Here is a 20654-nt window from a genome sequence, read left to right on the forward strand (position 1 = left end):
GCGCGTTCCGCGCATGGGCGATGCCGACCGTCGAGTCAGGATGTGCTCGCGTTCGAAGCCGGATGACGGGTACCGGTGCGTTCGCGGACTGGATACGAGACGAGTCCGCGCGACTGGTTCACCGAATCATCCGGACCGGTGCCATGGAATGGCCGGGGGTGTGGCGCTACTCCACCAGGGCGAACTCCACCCGGCCCAGCTGTTCGTCGGTGGAGACGACCTTCACCGTCACCGGCATACCCACGGTGAAGGTCCGCGTGCGGCCCACCATGGACAGCTCGCGCGTGTCCGGACGGTAGGGGCCTCCGGCGAGTCCTTCCGCCGGCACCATGCCCTCCACCCACATGCCATCCAGTTGCGCCACGAGGCCGAAGGGCTTCACCCGCACGATGCGCGCGGGGAACTGCTGCCCGATGCGTGTGGACATGAAGCGCGCTTCCAGCTCGTGGTGGCGGTCCACCTCCGCGCGGTTGGCGGAGCGGGCGCGCACGTTGATGTGCTGGGACAGCTCTTCAATCTCCGGGTCCTCATGCACGAAGTCGCGCAGGCCGCCCAGGTACGCCTTGATGAGCCGGTGCACCGCGAGGTCCGCGTACCGGCGGATGGGCGACGTGAAGTGCAGGTACAGCGGCGCGGCCAACCCGAAGTGCGGCCCCGGCTTCACCGTGTAACGCGACGGACCCAGCGACCGGCGCAACACGGAGCGCAGCGCGGCCTCCGCCTTCGCGCCGGAGATCTGCCGGTCGAACGCGGCCAGGGCCAGCGGCGTCAGCTGCGCGCCGAAGCCCGCGGCGAACCCCGAGTGCAGCGCGAACGCGTTCACGTCCGACACCCGCTGCGGGTCGGGCTGCTCGTGCACGCGATACACGGTGGGCACACCCCGGGTCATCAGCCACGTGGCGATGGCCTCGTTGGCGGCGACCATGAAGCGCTCGATCATCCCATGCGCGGAGGTGTCCTTCTCCCCGGCCAGTCCCGACACGGCGCCCGCGGTGTCGAAGGTGAAGCGCGCCTCGTCGCGGGACATGGCCATGCCGCCCCGGGCCGCCCGGGACACGGCGAGCCGCGCCGACGCCAGCCGGAACCAGGGCATGGCCTCGCGCACGGGCTCCATGGCGGGGGACACGGTGTTGTCGTCGAGGAAGTCCGCGACCTCGTCGTAGTTCAGCCGCGCCCAGGAACGGATGAGGCTCTCATAGACATCCGCGGCGGTGACGCGGCCATCCGGGTCGATGCGCAGCTCCACCGTGAGACAGTTCCGCTCCTCGTTCGGCACCAGGCTGAGCCAGTGCGCGGACAGCTCCTCCGGCAACATGGGCAGCACGCGGCCGGCCAGATAGACGCTGGTCGCCCGGTCGCGGGCCTCCAGGTCCAGGGGGGTGCCCTCCTTCACGGACTCGCTCACGTCCGCGATGGACACCAGCAGGCGCAGGGCGCCGTCCGGCCCCGCGGGCAGCACGGAGATGGCGTCGTCGATGTCTCGCGTGGAGGGCGCATCCACGGTGACGGTGGGGATGGAGCGCAGGTCGCGCCGGGCCCCCTTGAGCGCGTGGGGCGTCTCCTTCGCGCGGCGGGCCTCCTCGACGACCTCCGGCGGGAAGTCCCGGTGGAGGCCATGGCGGGCGATGACTCGCTCCAGCGAGCGGTCCGCGCCGGGCTCCAGGCGGTAGAGCAGCACGACCTTGCCGGCCGCGATGCGGGCGACGACGGCGTCGTTGGGTTGGACGGGAGTGGTGCCCGGGTCCAGGGGCCATTCGGTGTTGGAGACCTCCTTGTCGATGCGCAGGAAGAAGGCGCCCTTGCGCGACACGACCTCGCCGTAGACCGCGGTGCGGGTGCGCTCCACCAGCGACAGGCCAGAGGCGGTCCAGCGGCCCTCGCCGGACGCCGTCACCGTGGCGGAGACGATGTCCCCCGCGAAGAGGGGGTTGAGGTCCGGCGGCGGAATGAAGGCGGACAGCACCTCCGGAGTCCCGGGCTTCTGCACGGTGAGGAAGCCGAAACCCCGGGGATGTACGTCGACGCGGCCGGTGACGGTGCGCGGAGAGGTGGAGGTGTCCATGTGCGCGCCGTCGTAGCCCACGGCGCGACGAACGTCACCAGAAGCCAGGAGGCTGGTCGCTGTCTGTCTTCAGCCGCGCGCCCGGATTCAATTCGAAGACCAGACCGAACTGCCAGAAGCTGATCCGCTCCAGGAAGAGGATGTTGTAGTAGTCCTGCCCGTGGATGTACCGCGCGAAGAGGCCAAAGCCCGCGCTCCACCAGGGATTCACCGCCGCCTCCAGGCTGAAGGTGGGCCGCTGGAACGGCGTCTCCCCGAACGGCTTCGAAAACGTCCCCTCCAGCCGGAAGCGCGTCCCGTTCAGCGCGCGCTCCCCCACCAGCCCCAACCCCCAGTGGCCGGCCCCGTACACCTCGCGCTGGGCATGGCTCATCCCTCCGGGCCCTATCGACGAGTTCAGCTCGTAGAAGCCGTTCGCCCCCAGGATCCACGCGCTCACCCGCTGCGGATCCACCCCGAACCCCAGCCGACCATGCAGCTCGAAGCGCAGGAAGTTCGTGGAGAAGCTCCCTGACACCTCGTTCAACGGCAGGCTCCCCTCCGCGGGCGTGCAGTCCGGGTCCGTCCCCGTCTGGTTCGCGAAGAAGCACCCCTGCGCCCCGTTGGAGTAGTGCCCGAGGATGGCGTTCAACCCCACCGCCACCGCTCGGGGCTGACTGTCCTTGTCCGGCCCCCGCAGCAGGCGCAGGTGCGCCGCCTGGAGCGTCAGCTTGGGGATGTACGACGGCGGGATGACGGGGCTGCTGTTCGTGTTCAGCACCCGCAGCCGGATGAGCGGCGTGAACACCAGCGAGAACAGCGTCTCCCGCCCGTCCTCCTTGAAATCACCCAGGCGCAGCTGCGGCAGGAAGAGGTTCGGCGCGAACTGCCCCTCGAAGAGCAGCGGCGCCGGCGACTCCGGGTCCCCCAACCGGTGGATGCGGTTGGGCGACACGAACAGGTACGTCCGGTCCAGGAACAGCGGCGTCTGCAGGTCGTACTCCACCTGCAACCCCTCCGCCCGGGCCTCCCCCCACGCCAACACCACCCCCAGCAGCGCGCCCACACACCGTCCCCACCGCCCCATCTGGCCCATCCGCGTCTCCATGGCGCGCACAGTACCGAGCCCCCCACCGCCGTCCGGCCCTCCCGGGGCCTCCTCTCCGGTGCCGGACAATCCACGCGCGTTCCGGTGGAAACCTGTCTCCGCCCGGACGAAGGCCTCATCCTCGTAAACCCTGGCATCTGGCCAGAAACCGTGGTCCGGGCCTTTCGCGTCGGTCCCCGCGCCGGTGTAGAGTCGGACCCCTTACGATGGCTGGGACGACGCTGACGCTCACTCCGGACGGATTCCGTGGCCGGGTGTTGGGCAAGTACGAGGTGCTCTGCCGCCTGTCGACAGGCGGGATGGCGGAGATTTTCCTCGCGGCCCAGAAGGGGCTGGCCGGCTTCCGCAAGATGGTGGTGCTGAAGCAGATCCTCCCCGACATCCGCGGCGAGGAGGAGTTCGTCCGGATGTTCCTGGACGAGGCCAAGGTCACGGCCGCGTTCAACCACCCGCACATCGCCCACGTGTACGACCTGGACGTGGCGGACGGGGAGCTGTTCCTGGCGATGGAGTTCGTGCCGGGCGCCACGCTGGTGGAGGTGGCCCGCGCCTGCCGCTCCGCCCACGAGCCCATACCCATGGGCCTGAGCCTGATGGCCGTGCGCGATACAGCGGTGGCGCTCAACTACGCGCACAGCTTCACCGACCCGCTGGGCCGGCCCTCGCCCGTCGTGCACCGGGACGTGGCCGAGAAGAACATCATGGTGACGTACGAGGGCGTCACCAAGCTGCTCGACTTCGGCATCGCCAAGAGCCTGGCGCGGGCGGGCCGCACCGCGGTGGGCATGGTGAAGGGCACCAGCGGCTACATGTCCCCCGAGCAGATCATGGGCGACCCGCTGGACGCCCGCAGCGACCTGTTCAGCCTGGGCGTGGTGCTGCACGAGTGCCTCACCGGCATGCGGCTGTTCTACGCGAAGAGCGCCGACGCGATGATGAACGCGGTGCTGAGTGGAGAGGTTCCTCCACCCTCGCGCGTGAACAAGGAGGTGCCGCCGGAGCTGGACGCCATCGTGCTCAAGGCGCTCGCGAAGCGGCGCGAGGACCGCTACGGCACCACGCTGGAGTTCGCCCGCGCCATCGAGCGCGCCGTGGGCCCGCGCATCTGGCACCCGGAGCAGAGCAGCGAACTGATGCTGCGCCTGTTCTCCGAGCGCCGCGACCAGACCCGCCTGCTGCTGATGAGCGGGCAGTCCACCGGGGACGGCACCTCCAGCGAGACGCAGGTGGCGCAGGTGCTGGCCCGGGGCGTGGATGTTCCCGAGCCGGTCGTGGCGCCTCCTGCCGGTGCCCTGCCGCAGATCTCCTCCACGTTGCCGCCCCGTTCGCCCGCGGCGGCCCCGCCGGCCCGGGCGCCTGCTCCGGCGAAGGCGTCCGCGCCTCCCGCTCCTGTCCGCCGCAACACGACGGAGGAGCTCGCGGTCCGCAAGCCCACGGCCGCGACGCCACCCTCGCGCCGGGTGGCTCCGCCGGTGGAGACGCCCCGGCCGCCGCCCACGGACTCGCTGTCCGCGAACCCCGATGACTCCGAGCCCGGCGTGCGCACCCAACCGGCCCTGCCGCCCGTGGTGCTGGACGCGTCCCTGCGCATCACCGCGTCCAACGTCGCGACGGCTCCCGGCTACATCGAGGGTGAAACCATCCTCACGCCCCTGTCCCGCGTGGGCGCGCAGCCTCCCGTGGATCCGAAGGCGCGTCTGTCGAAGGAGCCCCCGGTCTTCGTGCCTCCGCCCGATGAGCCCCGGGCACGCTCCGGACGGGAGACACCGTCCGAGGATGCCCGCTCGCGCTCCGCGCGGGACGCGGCGAACGGCGGTGCCGAGGACTCCAGGTCGCGGTCCGGCCGGGATGCGACGCACGGAGCCAGCGAGGACTCGCGTCCCCGGCCGCCGCGCGAAGCCCTCAATGCTTCCGAGGATGCACGGGCCCGGTCCACGCGGGACGCCGCGAACAGCGGTGCCGAGGACTCTCGTCTCCGGTCGCATCGCGACGCCGCGAATGGAGCCACCGACGACGCGCGTGGGCGTTCGGCTCGCGACGCCGCGAATGGAGCCACCGACGACCCGCGTGGGCGTTCGGCTCGCGATGCAAACGCATCCACGGACGACTCACGTGGGCGCCCCGCTCGCGATGCAAACGCATCCACGGACGACGTACGTGGGCGTTCAGCTCGCGATGCAAACGCATCCACGGACGACGCGCGTGGGCGTTCAGCTCGCGATGCAAACGCATCCACGGACGACGCGCGTGGGCGTTCAGCTCGAGACACAAACACATCCACGGATGACTCGCGGGCACGCTCCGCTCGCGATGCAAACGCATCCACGGATGACTCACGTGGGCGCCCCGCTCGCGACGCCGCGAATGGAGCCACCGACGACGCACGCGGGCGCTCCACTCGTGACGCAAACGCATCCACGGACGACGCACGCGGGCGCTCCCCTCGTGACGCAAACGCATCCACGGACGACGCACGTGTGCGTTCCACTCGCGACACAAACGCATCCACGGACGACTCACGTGGGCGCTCCGCTCGCGACGCGAACCCATCCACGGATGACTCACGGGCCCGCTCCGCTCGGGACGCCGCGAACGGATCCGCCTCCGCCGACGACTCCCGCCCCCGGCCCTCACGCTCCTCCACGCTGGACAGCGTGCGCGTCACCCAGCCTCACAACCCGCCGCAGGCGCTGCTGAACGACAGCGAGACCGCCATCTCCCGCGTGCCGGCCCTGCCTCGCGAAGAGGCCCCGGAGAACACACCCGCGGTCCGCCGCTCGCCGTCCTCCCGTCGCAAGCAGTCCTCGCCCCCCGCACGCGCCAGCGCGGCGCGCGCCTCCACCCGGTCGACCGAACCCCACGACTTCCTCACGGACTCCGACGCCCCCACCCCCCGCCGCGGCCGGGGCGGACTCATCGCGGCCGGCGTCGCGCTCCTGGGAATCGCGGGCCTCGGCACCACCGTGGCCCTCGGACTCGACGGCGGTCGCGTCGCCGCGCTGTGGGACTCCGTGCTCGCGCGGCCCCCGGCGACGAAGTCCTCCACAACTTCTCCACCGCCCTCCGCCCCACTCGAAGCCCAGAAGGCTCTCCCCGCCGAACCTCCGGCGCCGAAACCCTCCACCGAACTCGCGGACACGGTTCCTCCCACCAACCCGCCCCCGGACGACGCGGCCCCCGCCGAAGACACCCCGCCCCCGGACGACTCCCAGGTCGCGAAGGGGAAGACCCGCGCCCCCGTCCGCAAGACCAAGCGCGACGCCAGCGACACGCCCGCTCCTGTCCGCAAGCCCCGCACCCCGTCCGAGGACGCCCCCGAGGTCGCCACCCCCACTCCGGCCGAAGACACCTCGGAGCCGGCTGCGGCCCAGGGCTTCCTCACCCTCGTCACCGAACCCTCCGCCCGCGTGTCCCTGGGCAACCGCTCCCTCGGCGAAACCCCCCTCACCAAGGTCGCGCTCCCGGTGGGCAGGCACACGCTGAAGCTCATGGATGGGACCGGCCGGCCCCTGAAGCTCCTCGTGGAGATCAAACCCGACGACACCACGTCCGTCCGGGTCCCCCTGGAACTGCTGGCCAATCCCTGACCGGCGCCCGCGCGGCTCCCGTCCCCCACGCGCAATCACGCGCGGGGGTCACGCGTACCCAAGGCATTCCGCGGAGGCCGTGTCCTACGTCCTCGCGCCACGCCCGGAGCCGACCATGAGGATCACCTCGCTGTCCCTGCTCGCCGCCTGCTGCCTCTCCGCCACCGCCTGCACCGCCCACGCGCAGGACGCCACCAGGCCCTCCTCTCGCGAGGAAGCGGGAGAGACGCGCCAGGTGGAGGACTTCCACGGCGTCTCCGTGGGCCACGGCATGCACGCGGAGGTGAAGGTGGGTCCCAAGTCCGTCCGCCTGGAAGGCTCCTCGGAGGCCCTCTCCCGCATCCGCCTGGTGGTGGACAACGGCATCCTCACGACCCGGGTGGACCGCAAGGGCTTCTGGGGCGGGCTGAACGGCCGCGTGAAGCTCATCGTGTCCTCGCCCACCATCGACCGCCTGGAGGTCAGCGGCGGCGGCCACATGAACGCGGAGGCCACCGCGTCCGACGACTTCGAAGCCGAGGCCAGCGGCGGCGCCGTCCTCAACGTGCGCGGCGTGGACGCGAAGAAGGTGGAGGCCGAGGCCAGCGGCGGCTCCGAAGTCACCCTGACCGGCCGCGCGCAGAAGCTGGAAGCGGAGGTCAGCGGCGGCTCGCAGCTGCACGCCCGACAGCTCCAGGGCGTGTCCGACATGCGGGTGGAGGCCAGCGGCGGCGCCATCGTGGAGGCCGATGCCCCCTCCAGCATCTCCGGCGATGCCTCCGGCGGCAGCGTCGTCCGCCTCTCCAAGCGGCCCCAGAACTCCCGCGTCGACGTCAGCGGCGGGTCCCGCGTCGACGCGTCGAACTGACTCCGGAGGAAAGGTTACCCGGGCCCCGGGGAGTTCCCGGGGCCCGGACAGGCCCCCCACGAGGCAACGGAGACGCCGCACACCGGACCTCCAAGGTCATCCGGGCGACCGTCCTCCTTCCACGTGGACACCCACCGCACGGACAACACGGTCGGGCGGGCACGTGGACCCCATGGAACACGCCCGGGTTCGCCGAGCGCTTCGCAGTCCCCAAGATATCGGGAGTCCGCCCCAATCCCAAACACCCTCCGTGTCTTTCACCGCACCCGCCGAGGCCCCCTGCGTCAGTCGCTGACCGCCATCCCGGACCGGCAGTGGAAGCAGACCCGCCGCGATTGCACGGTGCGTCGATGGACGCAGCAGGTCGGATTCATTCAGCGATGTTGAAAAAATCCGTACGAGGGGGAGTTCGGGGCAATGGGTTCAACGGGGCGGCGGCAGGCGGTCCACGTTCTGCCGCTCGACCATCCAGCCCGGGTACTCCGGAGGCAGCTGGGAGACGGCGTCCAGCTTCGCCAGCTGCTCCGGGGCGAGGCGCAGCTCGGACGCCGCCAGGTTGTCCTCCAGCTGGGCCTCCGTCTTCGCGCCGAGGATGACGGTGGTGACGTGCGGCTGGTGCAGCAGCCACGCGAGCGCCACGCGGGCGACGGTGGCGCCCGTCTCCTTCGCCACGGCGTCCATCGCGTCGATGGCGTTGTATGCGCGCTCGCGGTCCACGGGCGGGAAGTCGAAGGCGGCGCGGCGCGAGCCCTCGGGGCCCTGCGAGTCACGGCGGTACTTGCCGGACAGCAGGCCTCCCGCGAGCGGACTCCACACCATCAAGCCCACCTGCTGGTCCTTCATCAACGGCACCAGCTCGCGCTCCAAATCGCGGCCGGCGATGGAGTAGTAGGCCTGGAGCGATTCGAAGCGCGCCAGGTGCCGGCTGTCGCTCAGGCCCAGCGCCTTCATCAGCTGCCACGCGGCCAGGTTGGACGCGCCCAGGTAGCGCACCTTGCCCTCGCGCACGAGGTCATCCAGCGCGCGCAGCGTCTCATCCAGCGGCGTGGCCACGTCGTAGCCGTGAATCTGGAGCAGGTCGATGTGGTCGGTGCCCAGGCGCTTGAGGCTGGCGTGCACGGAGTCGTAGATGTGGTAGCGCGACAGGCCCACCTCGTTCTGGCCCGGGCCCATGCGACCGCGCACCTTGGTGGCCAGCACCACCTCCGACCGCTTCGCCGCGAGCGCCTTGCCGAGCAGCTCCTCCGACTTCCCGTTCGAATACACATTCGCCGTGTCGAAGAAGTTGATGCCCGCGTCCAGGCACCGGCCCACCAGCTTGTCGGCCTCCGCCTGTCCCTGCTGCCCGATGTTCTTCCAGAAACCCTCGCCACCAAACGTCATGGCGCCAAAGCACAGTTCAGAGACAAAGAGGCCGGTGCGGCCCAGCGGACGGTATCGCATGCGCGTGTCACCCAGGATGAAGGGGAAGGCGGCCCCTCTTAACGGCCCACGCGAAGGCTCGCCGCACGAAGGCACGCGATGACGGACGCTCCCCGCTTCGTGGGCTGGGACCTGACCGACCCCTTCGCCCGCGCCCCCCGCCCCGTGGATGAAGCCATCCTGGACCCCCAGGGCCGCGTGCGCTTCTCCCAGCGCGTCTGGCCCCGGGCCGACGCGCGTCAGGGATTGGACCCGGAGGCCCTGGTGAAGGCCTTCCCCGTGGCGCCCGGCGACGTGGTGGTGGTGGACGGACCCCAGGCGCTGGCGACCCCCGGGGCCCGGGTGCGCGACGCGGAACGGCGGCTGCGCGCTCCGGGCCGCACCCCGGACGTGCTGCCCCTGCCCGGAGCCCCCTTCGCCGGCTTCGTGCGCGGGAGCGTGCTGCTGTTCGCCGCGCTGCGAGCCTTCAACCGGGTGCCCATGCTGGACCTGGACACCCCCGTGCTGTCACGGGCGCGCCTCTTCGAGGCCTTCCCCGGCGCCACCTGGCGCGCGCGGGCCGTGGAGAAGTTGGGGGCCAAGGCCACACCCGAAGGACGCGCCCGCAGGAAGGCCCTGCTGGAAGCCGCCGGCCTGCGCTTCGTGGACGCGGGCCCCTGCACCCACGACCAGCTGGACGCCGCGGTCTGCGCCTGGCTGGGGTGGCTCACCCGCATGCGCCCCGAGGACGTCACCGCGGTGGGCCTGCCCCTCACGCGTGACGCGGAGGGCACCTTGCGCGAAGGCCGCATCCTGGATGCCCCGCGCATTCAAGGCGCGCCGCGCCAGCATTGACCAACACCAGACGTTAAACATATTTTACATCACTTACATTCTATTCTGCTTTAATCCCTCTCAACTCCGGAAAAAGAGGGACATGCATGCGTGGAACGTCTTGGAAGGCCGTGGCGGTGGTGGCAGGGCTCCTGTGCGCGCCGGTGCTGGCGGAGGAGGCGGTGCCCCACCTTCCGTATGGCGTGCCGGTGCCGCCAGGGCAGGCATTGAGCGCGGCGCCGGAGCCCTTCGACGAAGCGGTGCACGGCCGGGCGCATCCCAACACCCAGCCGCAGGTGAACGAGGTGCTGAAGGGCGCGGCGGCGCGGCTGCCGGAGCGGTCCAGCCGGCCCCGTCCGCGCGACCCCATCCCGGACATCTTCCCGGGCTCCGGGGACCGGGGCTTCTGGGTGAATCAAGGCCAGGGCATCTTCGCGGCGAACGACGCGCAGACGGACCTGGTCATTCCGGACAACGCCATCGGCACGACCCTCTACGCGCCCACCCACATGCCGGCGGGCAACGGGTGCGTGGAGACGGTGACGGCGCACTGGCGCTATTCGGGGATGGCGACGACGGCGCACGCGCACGGCTTCTGGGACCACTGCGGCATCGACGGCGCCACCGGCTGGCAGACCTTCGAGTACATGGACGCGGCGTGGAAGGACAAGTACGTGCGCCTCTTCGACGGAGAGGACCGCTACTTCACGGAGGCCTACAAGGACGGCAGCGGCTGCTCGCACGGCGTGCTCTACAACTTCAACCTGGGGCTCTGGGAGGAGAAGCTGACCCCCATCTGCGGCTCGTCCGGCTTCACCAACGGCTGGACCATGTGGGAGTCGCACTACCTGATGGACGTGGCGCAGCGCTGCCCCGCGTTCCCGCGCATCCGTGCGTCCAATCTCCAGATCTACACCGTGAGCGCGTGGCCCGCGTTGAGCCCCAGCAACAGCACCCAGCTGGGGCCCTACGGCCTGTGCTGGACCAATGGCACGTACAACTTCCAGGTGTCCGTGCCCAACAGCGACTGGACCGCGCTGACGCCGTGAGGCCTCAGCGCCCGCGCACCGGGTCCTCGTGATGGTCGTGCCCTGGCCCGCCGAACGTTCCGGGCCAGGGTTCCTCCGCGGGCTTCAGGCCGGGGATGGGGAAGCGCCGGAAGCGCGCCTGGCTGTACGCGAAGGGTGGATCGCAGTCGCCGCACGTCGTCGCCCCGTCCATCAGCACCAGGCTGTCCGGCCCCAGCTCCAGGAACTGCGCGGGCGTCGCCGCGTTCGACACCGGGCACTGGAACACCTCGCGGCCGTCGCGCGCGCTCACCGCGAACAGCATGGCGCCCCGCGCGTCCAGGCCCGTGCCCACCACCACCGTCTCCGGCGGCAGCCCCGGCCACGACGCCCAGCTCGCCAGCCGCACCTCCGGCGACACCGGCCCCGACCCGCCCTGGAACGAATACGTCCAGGCCGGCTCCAGCCCCGGCAGCCCGTAGCCCTCCAGCCGCCACTCCCCGACGGTGTCGTCCTCCGAGGGAGACGGGATGAGGTGCCCGGAGGTCGCCACCGCGCGGCCCAGCGCCTGGGGGAAGGGCCGCGAGCCCACCGGCTGCCCGTCCTTCGTGCTCAGCGCCTGCGCGGAGCGTTCGTTGAGCAGCAGCCCGTTCACCAGGGCCAGCTCCCCCGCGGCGAAGGCCTCCGTCTTGCGCCAGCGCGGCACCCCGTCCGACGAGAACGCCATCAGCAGCGTGGGCGCCCCCGGATACAGCGGCGCCCCCACGTTCTGCGTGGGCCCGAACGCCAGGTACAGGTCCCCCGCCGCGTCGGACGCCACGCCGTACGGGTGCGGGTGGTTGCACTCAGCGAGCAGCGGATCCTGCAACGCCTGCGCGGACACCATCCCGCCAAAGGCATCCAACACCACCAGGAAGTACCTCCGGCACAGCGTGTCGCGCGAGGCGCCGGGCGGATAGGCCTCGAAGAGCGCCGCCAGCCGGTCCGGCTGCATCACCCCCAGCCGCGCCATGAACAGCGTCGTCAGCCCCTGCGCGAAGTCCGGCCGCGCCGTGGCCAGGTCGAACGTCCACCGCGGCGCCCCCGTCGCCCGGTCCAGCAGCGACACCTGCCCGGAGGCCGGCTGGTCCATGCACAACAGCCGGTCGTTCCACAGCATGCAGCGCCGCCCGGCCACGCTCGCGCGCACCGGCAGCGGGCCCGCCGCGTCCATCAGCGCCGGCACGAAGAAGCCCACCAGCGTCACGTCCCCCGTGGGGCCCACCAGCAGGTCGTGCAGCGCCTCGCCGTTGGAGGCCGCGTCGTAGGTCCAGTCGGGCCTCAGCGCCGTCGCGGGGGGGCGCTCGCACACGGGCCCCTTGCACCTGCCCACCCCCTGGCAGGGGCTGGCGGGCGCGCAGATGAAGTTGTCCGGCGGATCCCTCCGCTGGCACGCCCCGTCCAGGCACACGTCCGCGGCATCGCAGCCGCGCTCGGGGCCGCAGAAGGTGCCATCCGGCGCCTTCGCCAGCGTGCACCCCACCTTCGGGTCGCACGTGCCCACCTGGCACTTCCCGTCCCCAGGACACGGCGGCGCCGGCACGGACGTGCAGCCGTCCAGCGGGTTGCACACGTCCGTGGTGCACGCGTCGCCGTCGTCGCAGACGCGCTCCACGCCCTTGCACAGCCCCGCCGTGCACGTGGCGTCCCGGAGGCACGCGTTGCCCGGGTCGCACGCCGTGCCATCCGGCAGCCGCGCCTCCACGCAGGACTCCGTCACCACGTCGAACGTGGACGTGTGGCAGGCCACCGGCGTGGGGCAGTCCGGCAGGGGGTTCGCCTCCCCCCGCAGCTCCACGCGCACCTCCCCGCCCCCAGGCGCCCGCCCCGTCAGCGTGGCCGTCAACACGCCCGTCGCCTCCGGCCGGTAGAAGAGCCGCACCGGCACCTCCCCCGGCGCCATCCGCGCGGGCAGCCCCTCCGCCACGAACGGCGCCGCCAGCCCCGCCCACTCCACGTCCAGCGTCGTCCGGCCCGCGTTCACCACCCGGACCTCCATCACCCGCTCCACCCGGGGGTAGCTGGCCGGGAACGCCACGGCCTCCTGGGAGACCCGCAGGAGGCTCCGGGCGCCCGTCAGCGGGGGTTGCTCCCGGCAGGCCCCCAGAAGCGCCAGGAAGGCCGCCAGGGCCGTCGCCAGGGCCTTCCTGGAAGCCCCAGCCCCACTGCCCAGCGTCCACGCGAGCGCCATCCGTGCCTCCTGCCTTCCGCCTATACCACCCCTCTTCACTCCTCCGACCCACGGCACCCCACCCCCCGGGGTTTCCGGATTGGGCACTTCCGGGCCGGAGTTTTTTTCAGCCCCAAGGGCTTTGGGTTCCTCCAACCGCCCGGAAACACAGGCCTGTTGCAAGGTACGGTTCTGGCAAAAGGCGCGGACATGACCCTGGCCGGCCCCTCCAGAGTTTCTCCGGGATTGCAGGCGTTCACGGTGCTCATCGCCCGGGGCGTGCAGTCCACCGTGGACGGGCTGCCGGAGGGCGTGCGGCGCGCGGTGCTGGCGGAGCTGTTCCGCCTGGGCGCCCGCGCCTGCCAGGAGCACCCGGGCCGGACGCCCTGCCCTCCCTACACCCTGCGCCTGGACGTGGCGGACTGCCGGATGCACGTGGAGCTGGACCCGACGCGCACCCGGCTGTCCCTGACGGGCCTCACCCGGCCCCGGCCGCACTAGAGGGCGCGTGAGCGAGCGGTGGACGTTCGGGCAGATGCTGCCCCGGCGCGCGGGCTACGAGGAGAGCTGGGAGCTCACCTACCGCGTCGAGCAGCTCCGGGAGCTGGTGGGGCAGGAACTGCGCCTGGACGCCGCCCTGGCCGAGGAGCTGGAGGACACCCTGGCCCGCCTGGTCCAGCGCAACCAGCGCCTGCGCGGCCTGCACCGCATGGTGTCCGCGGAGCGGGAGCCGGAGGACCTGGTCATGTTCCGCGCCGCGCTGGAGGACCTGGACCGGCGGCTGCTGGAAGACCTGCCCGGGCTGCTGGACCGGTTGCGCGCGACGCTCCTGTAGCAGGGCCGGCGTTTCCCACCTGTGCGCCGGACCCATCTTCTTCACCAGTCTATTTGGAGTATTGATCAACTGGTGGAAGCAGTAGGCGGCGCGGAGTTGGGGACAAGTCAGCAAGCGCGCGGATTCATGAAGGAATCGGCGTTCTGCTACATGTGGGCAAGTTGCCGGTTTCCCCCGGGCATCCACAGCGTCGCTTCCGTGCCACCGGTTGTCCACAGGCCGCTCCCAGCCATCCACAGGTGATCCACAGGGACCTGGGGGGCATGCGAGCCCACCCCTCGCGGGCCGGGACCGGGATGAAAGTCCCCCGCTGCAACAGCCCTGTTATGGTCCGCTCCGGCTTTCTCACGACGCGGGCGCCACCCAGGGGCGCTGGAGGATGAGCTCATCGACTTCCATCGGGGCGAGCGCATCGGGAAGTACGAGGTGCTCACGCAGCTGACCGTGGGCGGCATGGCGGAGCTGTTCCTGGGCTACACGTCGGGCCCGGGCGGCTTCCGCAAGTACGTGGTCATCAAGCGCATCCTCCCGGACGCGCGCTCCAATGATCAGTTCGTCCGCATGTTCCTGGACGAAGCGCGCATCACCGCGGCCTTCAACCACCCGAACATCGCGCAGGTGTTCGACCTGGGGGAGGAGGACGACGGGCTCTACCTGGCCATGGAGTTCATCGGCGGGCAGAACCTCAACCAGGTGACCAGCGCGTGCCTGAAGAAGCGCCAGCCGGTGCCCCTGGCGTTCACGCTGTCGGTGGCGCGCGACGTCTGCCTGGCGCTGCACTACGCGCACACCTTCACGTCCCCCGGCGGCGAGGCCAGCCCCGTCATCCACCGCGACGTGGCGCAGAAGAACATCATGGTGACGTACGACGGCACCGTGAAGCTGCTCGACTTCGGCATCGCCAAGGCGAAGAACAGCCTGGAGCGCACCAGCGTCGGCACGGTGAAGGGCACCACCGGGTACATGTCCCCGGAGCAGGTGCGCGGCGATCCGCTGGATGGCAGGAGCGACCTGTTCTCCGTGGGCGTGGTGATGCACGAGCTCATCACCGGCGAGCGGCTGTTCGCCGGGAAGACCGAGCGCGACGAGATGGTGAAGATCCTCGAGGACTCCATCCCGTGGCCGTCGGTGCTGCTGCCGCACGTGTCCGAGGACATCTCCCGCGTGGTGATGCGCGCGCTGGAGCGCAACGTGGACCGCCGCTACGCGTCCGGCCGGGACATGGCGCGCGCCATCGAGAAGGCGGCGGGCGGCAAGCTGATGGACGCCGAGCAGCGCGCGGCCCTGATGAAGGGCCTGTTCGCGGAGCGCATGGCCGCCACGCGCTCGCTGCTGGAGAGCGCGGACGTGACGACGAGCAGCCAGGTGCTGGCGTCGGCGAAGCGGGCCCTCCAGAAGGATGACGGCCCCTACCTGCCGGAGCGCAAGGCGACCGCGCTGAGCGTCGTGGAGGCGCGCAAGAAGGCGGAGATCGCCCGGCTGCGCGCGGAAGACCCCACCAGCGAGGACACCGCGCCCCCGGTGAAGCGCTCGAAGCTGGGCGTCGTGTGGGCCCTGCTGTCGCTGTCGCTGCTGCTGGGCGTCGCCTATGGGGCGTTCCGGCTCGTCCAGTTGATCGAAGCCGAGGAGGCGCCCCTCCCGGTGAACCCCAGTGCCATGGTCGCCATCCCCATCCGCCCGCCCGGAGAGCCGGTGTCCGAAGCGGGCACGGCCGGCGCGGAGCCGGACAAGGACCGGGGCGCGAAGGACCGGAGCGCGAAGGACCACGACCCGGACTCCGACCGCGAGGAGCCCCGGCCGACGCGGGGCAAGCGGGCCCGCGGCGAGGTGACGCTCTTCCTGGATGAGCGCGCGGAGGTCTTCCTCAACAACAAGTCACTGGGCCACACGCCGCTGGTGAAGCGCGCGCTGCCGGTGGGACAGGCGGAGCTGGTCCTGGTGGGCGAGGACGGCAAGCGCCGCCTGCTCGCGGTGCCGGTGGAGACGGGCAAGCCCGTGCGCCTCAACCTCAAGCTCCGGGAGCTGCCTGGCCGCTGAGGGGGCGGCTCCCCTCCCCCGTCGGGCGCGGGCTTCGTTCCGGCATGGACGGATGGAGAAGGGAAGGAGCGGCACGGGCGGAGGGTGTCCGTTATCCTCCCGCCCCCACCCTTCTCCCCCCTGAGCCCGCGACCCTCATGGCGTTCTCCCTTGGCTTCCTGATGGACCCGCTCGAGAGCGTGCGGGTGGACCACGACACGACGTTCTCGCTGATGCTGGAAGCCCAGCGGCGCGGTCACGACGTCTACTACTTCGAGCAGGGCTGGCTGCGCTTCAACGGCCGGAGCGCGGAGGCGCGCATGCGCCGGGTCCGGGTGCGGCGCGAGCCGGGCCGGCACTTCGACGTGCTCTCGGAGGAGGTGCGGCCCCTGTCGAAGCTGGACGTGCTGTTCCTGCGCAAGGACCCGCCGGTGGACGCGGACTATCTGCACGCCACCCAGCTGGTGGAGCTGTGTCCGGACCGGGCGCCGGTGTTCATCAACAACCCGTCCGGCATCCGCGACGCGAACGAGAAGCTCTTCACGCTGAACTTCCCGGACCTGATGCCGGAGACGCGCGTGACGCGCGAGCTGTCGGTGGTGCTGGAGTTCGCCGCCGGGAACGAGAAGGGCACCATCCTCAAGCCCATCGACGGGTTCGGGGGCAAGGGCATCCTGTTCCTCGCGCCAGGGGACCGCAACGCGCGCTCCATGGTGGAGCTGCTGACGCAGGGCGGGAAGGAGCCCATCCTCGCGCAGGCCTACGTGCCGGAGAGCCGCCTGGGGGACAAGCGCATCATCCTGGTGGACGGAGAGCCGGTGGGCGCGGTGTTGCGCGTGCCGTCGGACGCGGACCACCGGGGCAACATGGCCGCGGGGGGCAAGCCGATGAAGGCGGACATCACCGCGCGCGACCTGCACATCTGCCAGCGCCTCAAGCCCGCGCTCCAGGAGAAGGGGCTGACGCTGGTGGGCATCGACGTGCTGGGCGACTACCTCACCGAGGTGAACGTCACCAGCCCCACCGGCCTGGTGGAGGCCAGCCACCTGGACGGCGTCTCCTGCGAGGGGCGCGTGCTGGATGTGGCCGAACGGATGCACGGCGCGCGCTGACGTGACCGCTTCCGAGGGGCCCGACGACGGCGAGACGCTGGACTCCATTGGCACCGCGGACGTGCGCGTGTTCCAGCGCCGGACGGGCTACCGCTTCACGCTGGACGCGGTGCTGCTGGCGCACTTCGCGGCCACCGAAGGCCGGGACCTGCCCGGCCCGGTGCTGGAGCTGGGCGCGGGCAGTGGCGTGGTGTCGCTGCTGCTGGTGAAGCAGTTCGGCGTCACCGGGCCGGTGGACGCGTTGGAGTTGCAGCCCGCGGTGCACGCGCGGCTGACGCGCGCGGTGGCGCTCAACGGGTGCGAGGGCCGGGTGCGGCCGGTGCTCGGGGACCTGCGGGAGGCGCGGTCGCTGTTCGCCTCCGGCGCCCATGGACAGGTGGTGTCCAACCCGCCGTTCCGCCGGGCCGAAGCGGGCGTGGTGAGCCCGGACCTGGAGCGGGCCGTGTCCAAGTCGGAGGTGGCGTGCGACGCGGCCTCGGTGGTCGCGGCGGCGCGGCATGCGCTGCGGCCGGGTGGGGGCGTGAGCCTGGTGTATCCGGCGGCGCGGCTGGCGGAGGTGCTGGGCCTGCTCGAGCGGGCGAGGCTGTTCCCCCGGGTGTTGCGGTCGGTGCACGCGCGGGTGGAGGCCCCGGCGACGCGCTTCCTGGTGCAGGCGCTGCGGGACCAGGACCGGGGGCTGTCGGTGCGGCCGCCGCTCATCGTGCATGGGGAGGGACCGGGGGGCTACAGCGCGGAGGTGGCGGCGCTGATGGACGTGCCACTGGCGGAGCGGGGCGGGGGTTGAGCGCCCGTCCGCCGAGCGACGTGCCTTGCGAGCGTCGAGGCCGGAGGGGCGGACGCATCACAACGTAAGGGGCACTTCATCCACCGGACGCCCGCGTCCCGACGAGGAGAGCTCCCATGAACGTGATGATGCTGGACGAACGACCGTCGATGCTGAAGTCCGCCGCGCTCCTGCCTGCCCGCCTGTCGCTGGGCGCGACGATGATCCAGCACGGCGTGGCCAAGCTGAAGAAGGGGGGCACCGAGCAGCACTCGGGCATGTTCGAGCAGCTGGGGTTCAAGCCGGGGCGGCCGTGGGTGCTGGCCACGGGCATCACGGAGCTGGTGGCCGGGGTGAGCTCCATCCTGGGCATCGCGACGCGGTTCACCGCGCTCTCCGTCATCGTGACGCAGGCGGTGGCCATCGCGAAGGTGCACGGCAAGAACGGCTTCGACATCACCAAGGGCGGCTACGAGTTCAACGCGGCGCTCATCGCGATTGCCCTGGGGACGTTGATGCGCGGCCCGGGGCGGCTGTCGCTGTACGGCGCGCTGGAGCGGCGGGTGAAGCGCAGGGAGCTGAGGCACTTCCGGCTGCTGCCGCGTCAGCGCCGGCGCTCGGCGCTGCTGGACGCGCTCGGGTAGGCCGTCCCGGGTTCGGGGCAGCCGGAAGGGGTGTGAGGGTGTCGCCTGCCCGGCTGCTGTCGAGCCGGGCCCTGGGGTGGCGCCCCTGCCCCCGCGCCTTCCCGTAAGATGCGCCGGCCATGTCCCCGTCCGTCCTGCTGATGCTGGCGCTCACCGCGCCCGCCGCGTCCGTCCCCAACTTCTCCACAGCCGAGCGCCCCAGCACCGCGCTCCTCACCGAAGCCGGCACGGCCTCCGTGCGCTCCGTCATCCGGAACGCCGGAGCGAATCCGCTGGATGCCGTGGGCGCCGCGTCGGTGATGGCCGTGGCGAGGGGGCCGCTCACCGAAGGGACGGGAACCGCGCGGCTCACGAGCGCGGGCCTCGCCTCCGTCCGGGCCGTCGCGATGAACCGGAGCGCGGGCCTCGCCTCGGTCCGCGCCGTCGCGATGAACCGGAGCGCCGATGTCGCGCCCCGGGCCGCTTCCGCCGGGGTGACCTTCGCGAACGGCGCGGCGTCCGCGGTGTCCGCGACTCCTGTGGCGCTGCGGATGCCCGCTGGCCTCGCGCCCGTCGCTGCTCCCGCGTCCATGAGCGCGCCGGCAACGGGTGCCGGAGCCTCCACGGCGCAGGCCGCCGCGCCCGCGACAGGCGGTGACACCCTCTCCGAGGCGGGCCGCATCGCCGTGGAGGCCAGTGTCGCGGCCCTGCGCGCCGCCGCCGTGGCCCTGCACGGCAAGTCCGGCACCGCGTCCGGTCTCGCCACCGTGGGCGATCCCGACGCGCACTTCGCGCGCGGCGTGGAGGCCCTTCAGTCGAAGGACTCACGCACCGCCATCGCGGAGCTGTCCGCGTGCGTGCAGGCCGCGCCGTCCCGCGCCGACTGCCGCTGGGAGCTGGGCTGGGCCTACTCCGTCGAGGGCCGCTGGGCGGACTCCCTCGCGCAATGGACCCAGGTGCGCGCGCTCAACCCCCACCAGCCCGACCTGGAAGGCGCGCTCACCCAGGCCCGCAACCAGGCCGCGCTCCAGGCCCGGCTCGCGCAGCCGTTGAACGGCCCGCCCCGCCCTCCCCCGCCCCCGGGCGCGAAGCTGCGCATCCGCGCCACTGGCGACCTGATGCTCGGCACCACCGTGCCGGAGGGCTACCTGCCCCCGGAAGGCGGCGGCAGCGTCATCGCCGCCGTGCGCCCCCTGCTGGAGGACGCGGACCTCACCTTCGTCAACCTCGAGGGCCCGCTCTGCGACACCGGCCGCACCACCAAGTGCCGCTCCGCCTCCAACTGCTACGCGTTCCGTTCGCCCACCTCGTTCGGCCAGTACCTCCAGCAGGCCGGCGTGGACGTGGTCTCCACCGCGAACAACCACTCCGGTGACTTCGGCGAGGAGTGCCGCCGCGCCACCGAGTCCACCCTGGACGCGCTGGGCATCGCGTGGAGCGGGCCCCCGGGCAGCGTGGCCACGCTGGAGCGCAACGGGCTGAAGATTGGACTCGTGGCCTTCCACACGTCCGCGGGCTGCAACCACCTCAACAACCTGCCCACCGCCACCGCGCTGGTGAAGCAGGTGGCCGCCACGCACGACATCGTCATCGTCTCCTTCCACGGCGGCGCCGAGGGCGGCAAGGCCCTGCACGTCCCGCCCGGCAAGGAGATGTTCTTCGGCGAGGACCGCGGCGACCTGCGCGCCTTCACCCACGCGGTGGTGGACGCGGGCGCGCACCTGGTGCTGGGCCACGGCCCGCACGTCGCGCGCGCGATGGAGTTCTACCAGGGCCGCCTCATCGCCTACTCCATGGGCAACTTCGCCACCTACGGCCGCTTCAACCTCCAGGGGCCGCAGGGCCTGGGCATGGTCCTGGAGGTGGAGCTGGACAGCCAGGGCCGCTTCTCCACCGGCCGCATCCTCCCCACCCGGCAGGTGGGCGAAGGCATCACGCAGCCGGACCCCGCCGCCAAGGTCGTCTCGCTGGTGCGCAAGCTCACCGCCGAGGACTTCCCGGACACCGGCGCCCGCATCGCCGACGATGGCCGCCTCTCCCCGCGCAAGTCACCCGCGACGGCCTCCAGCTCCGCGCCGTAGCGCGGCGCCTTCCCGACAACGCCGCACCCCCACCCATGGACCCTCCACGCCGGGGCCGCTAAAACATCCCGTTCCACGCTGCTCCCTCGGGGAATGCGTGGCTCGTTGAAGCCGGGCTGCTGCCTGGACTGCCGTGCGCATCATTGCGCCCCCAAGCGTGCCGCGCCGGGCAAGGCGCGCTCGCGCGGCG

At 71.7% G+C, this 20654-nt stretch carries 15 protein-coding genes; 11 read left to right on the forward strand and 4 right to left on the reverse strand.

The window, feature by feature from the left end; translation table 11 throughout:
* Window positions 1–166 precede the first annotated feature (166 nt).
* Both FOF48_RS30655 and FOF48_RS30660 read right to left on the reverse strand, forming a co-directional pair.
* Window positions 167–2062: a ribonuclease R family protein gene (locus FOF48_RS30655; RefSeq protein ID WP_143907476.1), complete on the reverse strand. Its 1896-nt coding sequence runs from the start codon at window positions 2060–2062 to the stop codon at window positions 167–169.
* A 34-nt stretch (window positions 2063–2096) separates the two neighbouring features.
* Window positions 2097–3137, reverse strand: a complete 1041-nt coding sequence (locus FOF48_RS30660) for a hypothetical protein (protein ID WP_255442861.1) — start codon at window positions 3135–3137, stop codon at window positions 2097–2099.
* A 218-nt stretch (window positions 3138–3355) separates the two neighbouring features.
* Between FOF48_RS30660 and FOF48_RS30665 the strand changes: the two genes are divergently transcribed.
* Together FOF48_RS30665 and FOF48_RS30670 are read left to right on the forward strand one after the other, a co-directional pair.
* On the forward strand, window positions 3356–6736 hold the full coding sequence (locus FOF48_RS30665) for a protein kinase (protein WP_143907478.1): 3381 nt from the start codon (window positions 3356–3358) through the stop codon (window positions 6734–6736).
* Between the two features lie 115 nt (window positions 6737–6851).
* Window positions 6852–7583 carry a head GIN domain-containing protein gene (locus FOF48_RS30670; protein ID WP_143907480.1) on the forward strand — a complete coding sequence of 244 codons (732 nt, stop codon included), beginning with the start codon at window positions 6852–6854 and terminating at the stop codon, window positions 7581–7583.
* Between the two features lie 423 nt (window positions 7584–8006).
* Here FOF48_RS30670 and FOF48_RS30675 read toward each other — a convergent pair whose 3' ends face one another.
* Window positions 8007–9026 (reverse strand): aldo/keto reductase, encoded by a 1020-nt coding sequence (locus FOF48_RS30675; protein WP_143907482.1) that lies wholly within the window; start codon window positions 9024–9026, stop codon window positions 8007–8009.
* A 78-nt stretch (window positions 9027–9104) separates the two neighbouring features.
* Between FOF48_RS30675 and FOF48_RS30680 the strand changes: the two genes are divergently transcribed.
* Window positions 9105–9839: a DUF429 domain-containing protein gene (locus FOF48_RS30680; protein ID WP_143907484.1), complete on the forward strand. Its 735-nt coding sequence runs from the start codon at window positions 9105–9107 to the stop codon at window positions 9837–9839.
* A gap of 86 nt (window positions 9840–9925) precedes the next feature.
* Complete coding sequence (locus FOF48_RS30685; RefSeq protein WP_143907486.1) at window positions 9926–10867, forward strand: hypothetical protein; 942 nt, start codon at window positions 9926–9928, stop codon at window positions 10865–10867.
* A gap of 4 nt (window positions 10868–10871) precedes the next feature.
* Here FOF48_RS30685 and FOF48_RS30690 read toward each other — a convergent pair whose 3' ends face one another.
* Complete coding sequence (locus tag FOF48_RS30690; protein ID WP_143907488.1) at window positions 10872–13055, reverse strand: tenascin-X; 2184 nt, start codon at window positions 13053–13055, stop codon at window positions 10872–10874.
* A 189-nt stretch (window positions 13056–13244) separates the two neighbouring features.
* On the opposite strand from FOF48_RS30690, the gene FOF48_RS30695 reads away from it, so the two are divergent.
* The 7 genes from FOF48_RS30695 to FOF48_RS30725 all read left to right on the forward strand — a co-directional run bounded on the left by FOF48_RS30695 (window position 13245) and on the right by FOF48_RS30725 (window position 20464).
* The gene (locus FOF48_RS30695; protein ID WP_143907490.1) at window positions 13245–13535 is read left to right on the forward strand and encodes a hypothetical protein; all 291 of its coding nucleotides are present in this window, start codon (window positions 13245–13247) and stop codon (window positions 13533–13535) included.
* Between the two features lie 7 nt (window positions 13536–13542).
* Window positions 13543–13869, forward strand: coding sequence for a hypothetical protein (locus FOF48_RS30700; protein ID WP_255442862.1), 327 nt, complete (start codon window positions 13543–13545; stop codon window positions 13867–13869).
* Window positions 13870–14295: 426 nt separating this feature from the next.
* The gene (locus tag FOF48_RS30705; RefSeq protein WP_143907492.1) at window positions 14296–15906 is read left to right on the forward strand and encodes a serine/threonine-protein kinase; all 1611 of its coding nucleotides are present in this window, start codon (window positions 14296–14298) and stop codon (window positions 15904–15906) included.
* Between the two features lie 137 nt (window positions 15907–16043).
* Entirely contained in the window at window positions 16044–16997 is a 954-nt protein-coding gene (gene gshB, locus FOF48_RS30710) for a glutathione synthase (protein WP_143907494.1), read from the forward strand.
* Window position 16998: 1 nt separating this feature from the next.
* A complete protein-coding gene (locus FOF48_RS30715) occupies window positions 16999–17781 on the forward strand; it encodes a tRNA1(Val) (adenine(37)-N6)-methyltransferase (protein WP_255442863.1) in 783 nt (260 codons plus the stop codon).
* A 116-nt stretch (window positions 17782–17897) separates the two neighbouring features.
* A complete protein-coding gene (locus FOF48_RS30720; RefSeq protein ID WP_143907498.1) occupies window positions 17898–18404 on the forward strand; it encodes a DoxX family protein in 507 nt (168 codons plus the stop codon).
* A 119-nt stretch (window positions 18405–18523) separates the two neighbouring features.
* Window positions 18524–20464 (forward strand): CapA family protein, encoded by a 1941-nt coding sequence (locus FOF48_RS30725; protein ID WP_143907500.1) that lies wholly within the window; start codon window positions 18524–18526, stop codon window positions 20462–20464.
* Window positions 20465–20654: the final 190 nt, after the last annotated feature.

It is taken from the genome of Corallococcus sp. Z5C101001, assembly GCF_007352635.1.
GTDB classification, from domain to species: Bacteria; Myxococcota; Myxococcia; order Myxococcales; family Myxococcaceae; genus Corallococcus; species Corallococcus silvisoli.

Coding starts and splice junctions, on each gene's coding strand:
- FOF48_RS30655 (WP_143907476.1), bottom strand. CDS start 2,062: ATGGACACCTCCACCTCTCCGCGCACCGTCACCGGCCGCGTCGACGTA.
- FOF48_RS30660 (WP_255442861.1), bottom strand. CDS start 3,137: ATGGGCCAGATGGGGCGGTGGGGACGGTGTGTGGGCGCGCTGCTGGGG.
- FOF48_RS30665 (WP_143907478.1), top strand. CDS start 3,356: ATGGCTGGGACGACGCTGACGCTCACTCCGGACGGATTCCGTGGCCGG.
- FOF48_RS30670 (WP_143907480.1), top strand. CDS start 6,852: ATGAGGATCACCTCGCTGTCCCTGCTCGCCGCCTGCTGCCTCTCCGCC.
- FOF48_RS30675 (WP_143907482.1), bottom strand. CDS start 9,026: ATGCGATACCGTCCGCTGGGCCGCACCGGCCTCTTTGTCTCTGAACTG.
- FOF48_RS30680 (WP_143907484.1), top strand. CDS start 9,105: ATGACGGACGCTCCCCGCTTCGTGGGCTGGGACCTGACCGACCCCTTC.
- FOF48_RS30685 (WP_143907486.1), top strand. CDS start 9,926: ATGCGTGGAACGTCTTGGAAGGCCGTGGCGGTGGTGGCAGGGCTCCTG.
- FOF48_RS30690 (WP_143907488.1), bottom strand. CDS start 13,055: ATGGCGCTCGCGTGGACGCTGGGCAGTGGGGCTGGGGCTTCCAGGAAG.
- FOF48_RS30695 (WP_143907490.1), top strand. CDS start 13,245: ATGACCCTGGCCGGCCCCTCCAGAGTTTCTCCGGGATTGCAGGCGTTC.
- gshB (WP_143907494.1), top strand. CDS start 16,044: ATGGCGTTCTCCCTTGGCTTCCTGATGGACCCGCTCGAGAGCGTGCGG.
- FOF48_RS30720 (WP_143907498.1), top strand. CDS start 17,898: ATGAACGTGATGATGCTGGACGAACGACCGTCGATGCTGAAGTCCGCC.
- FOF48_RS30725 (WP_143907500.1), top strand. CDS start 18,524: ATGTCCCCGTCCGTCCTGCTGATGCTGGCGCTCACCGCGCCCGCCGCG.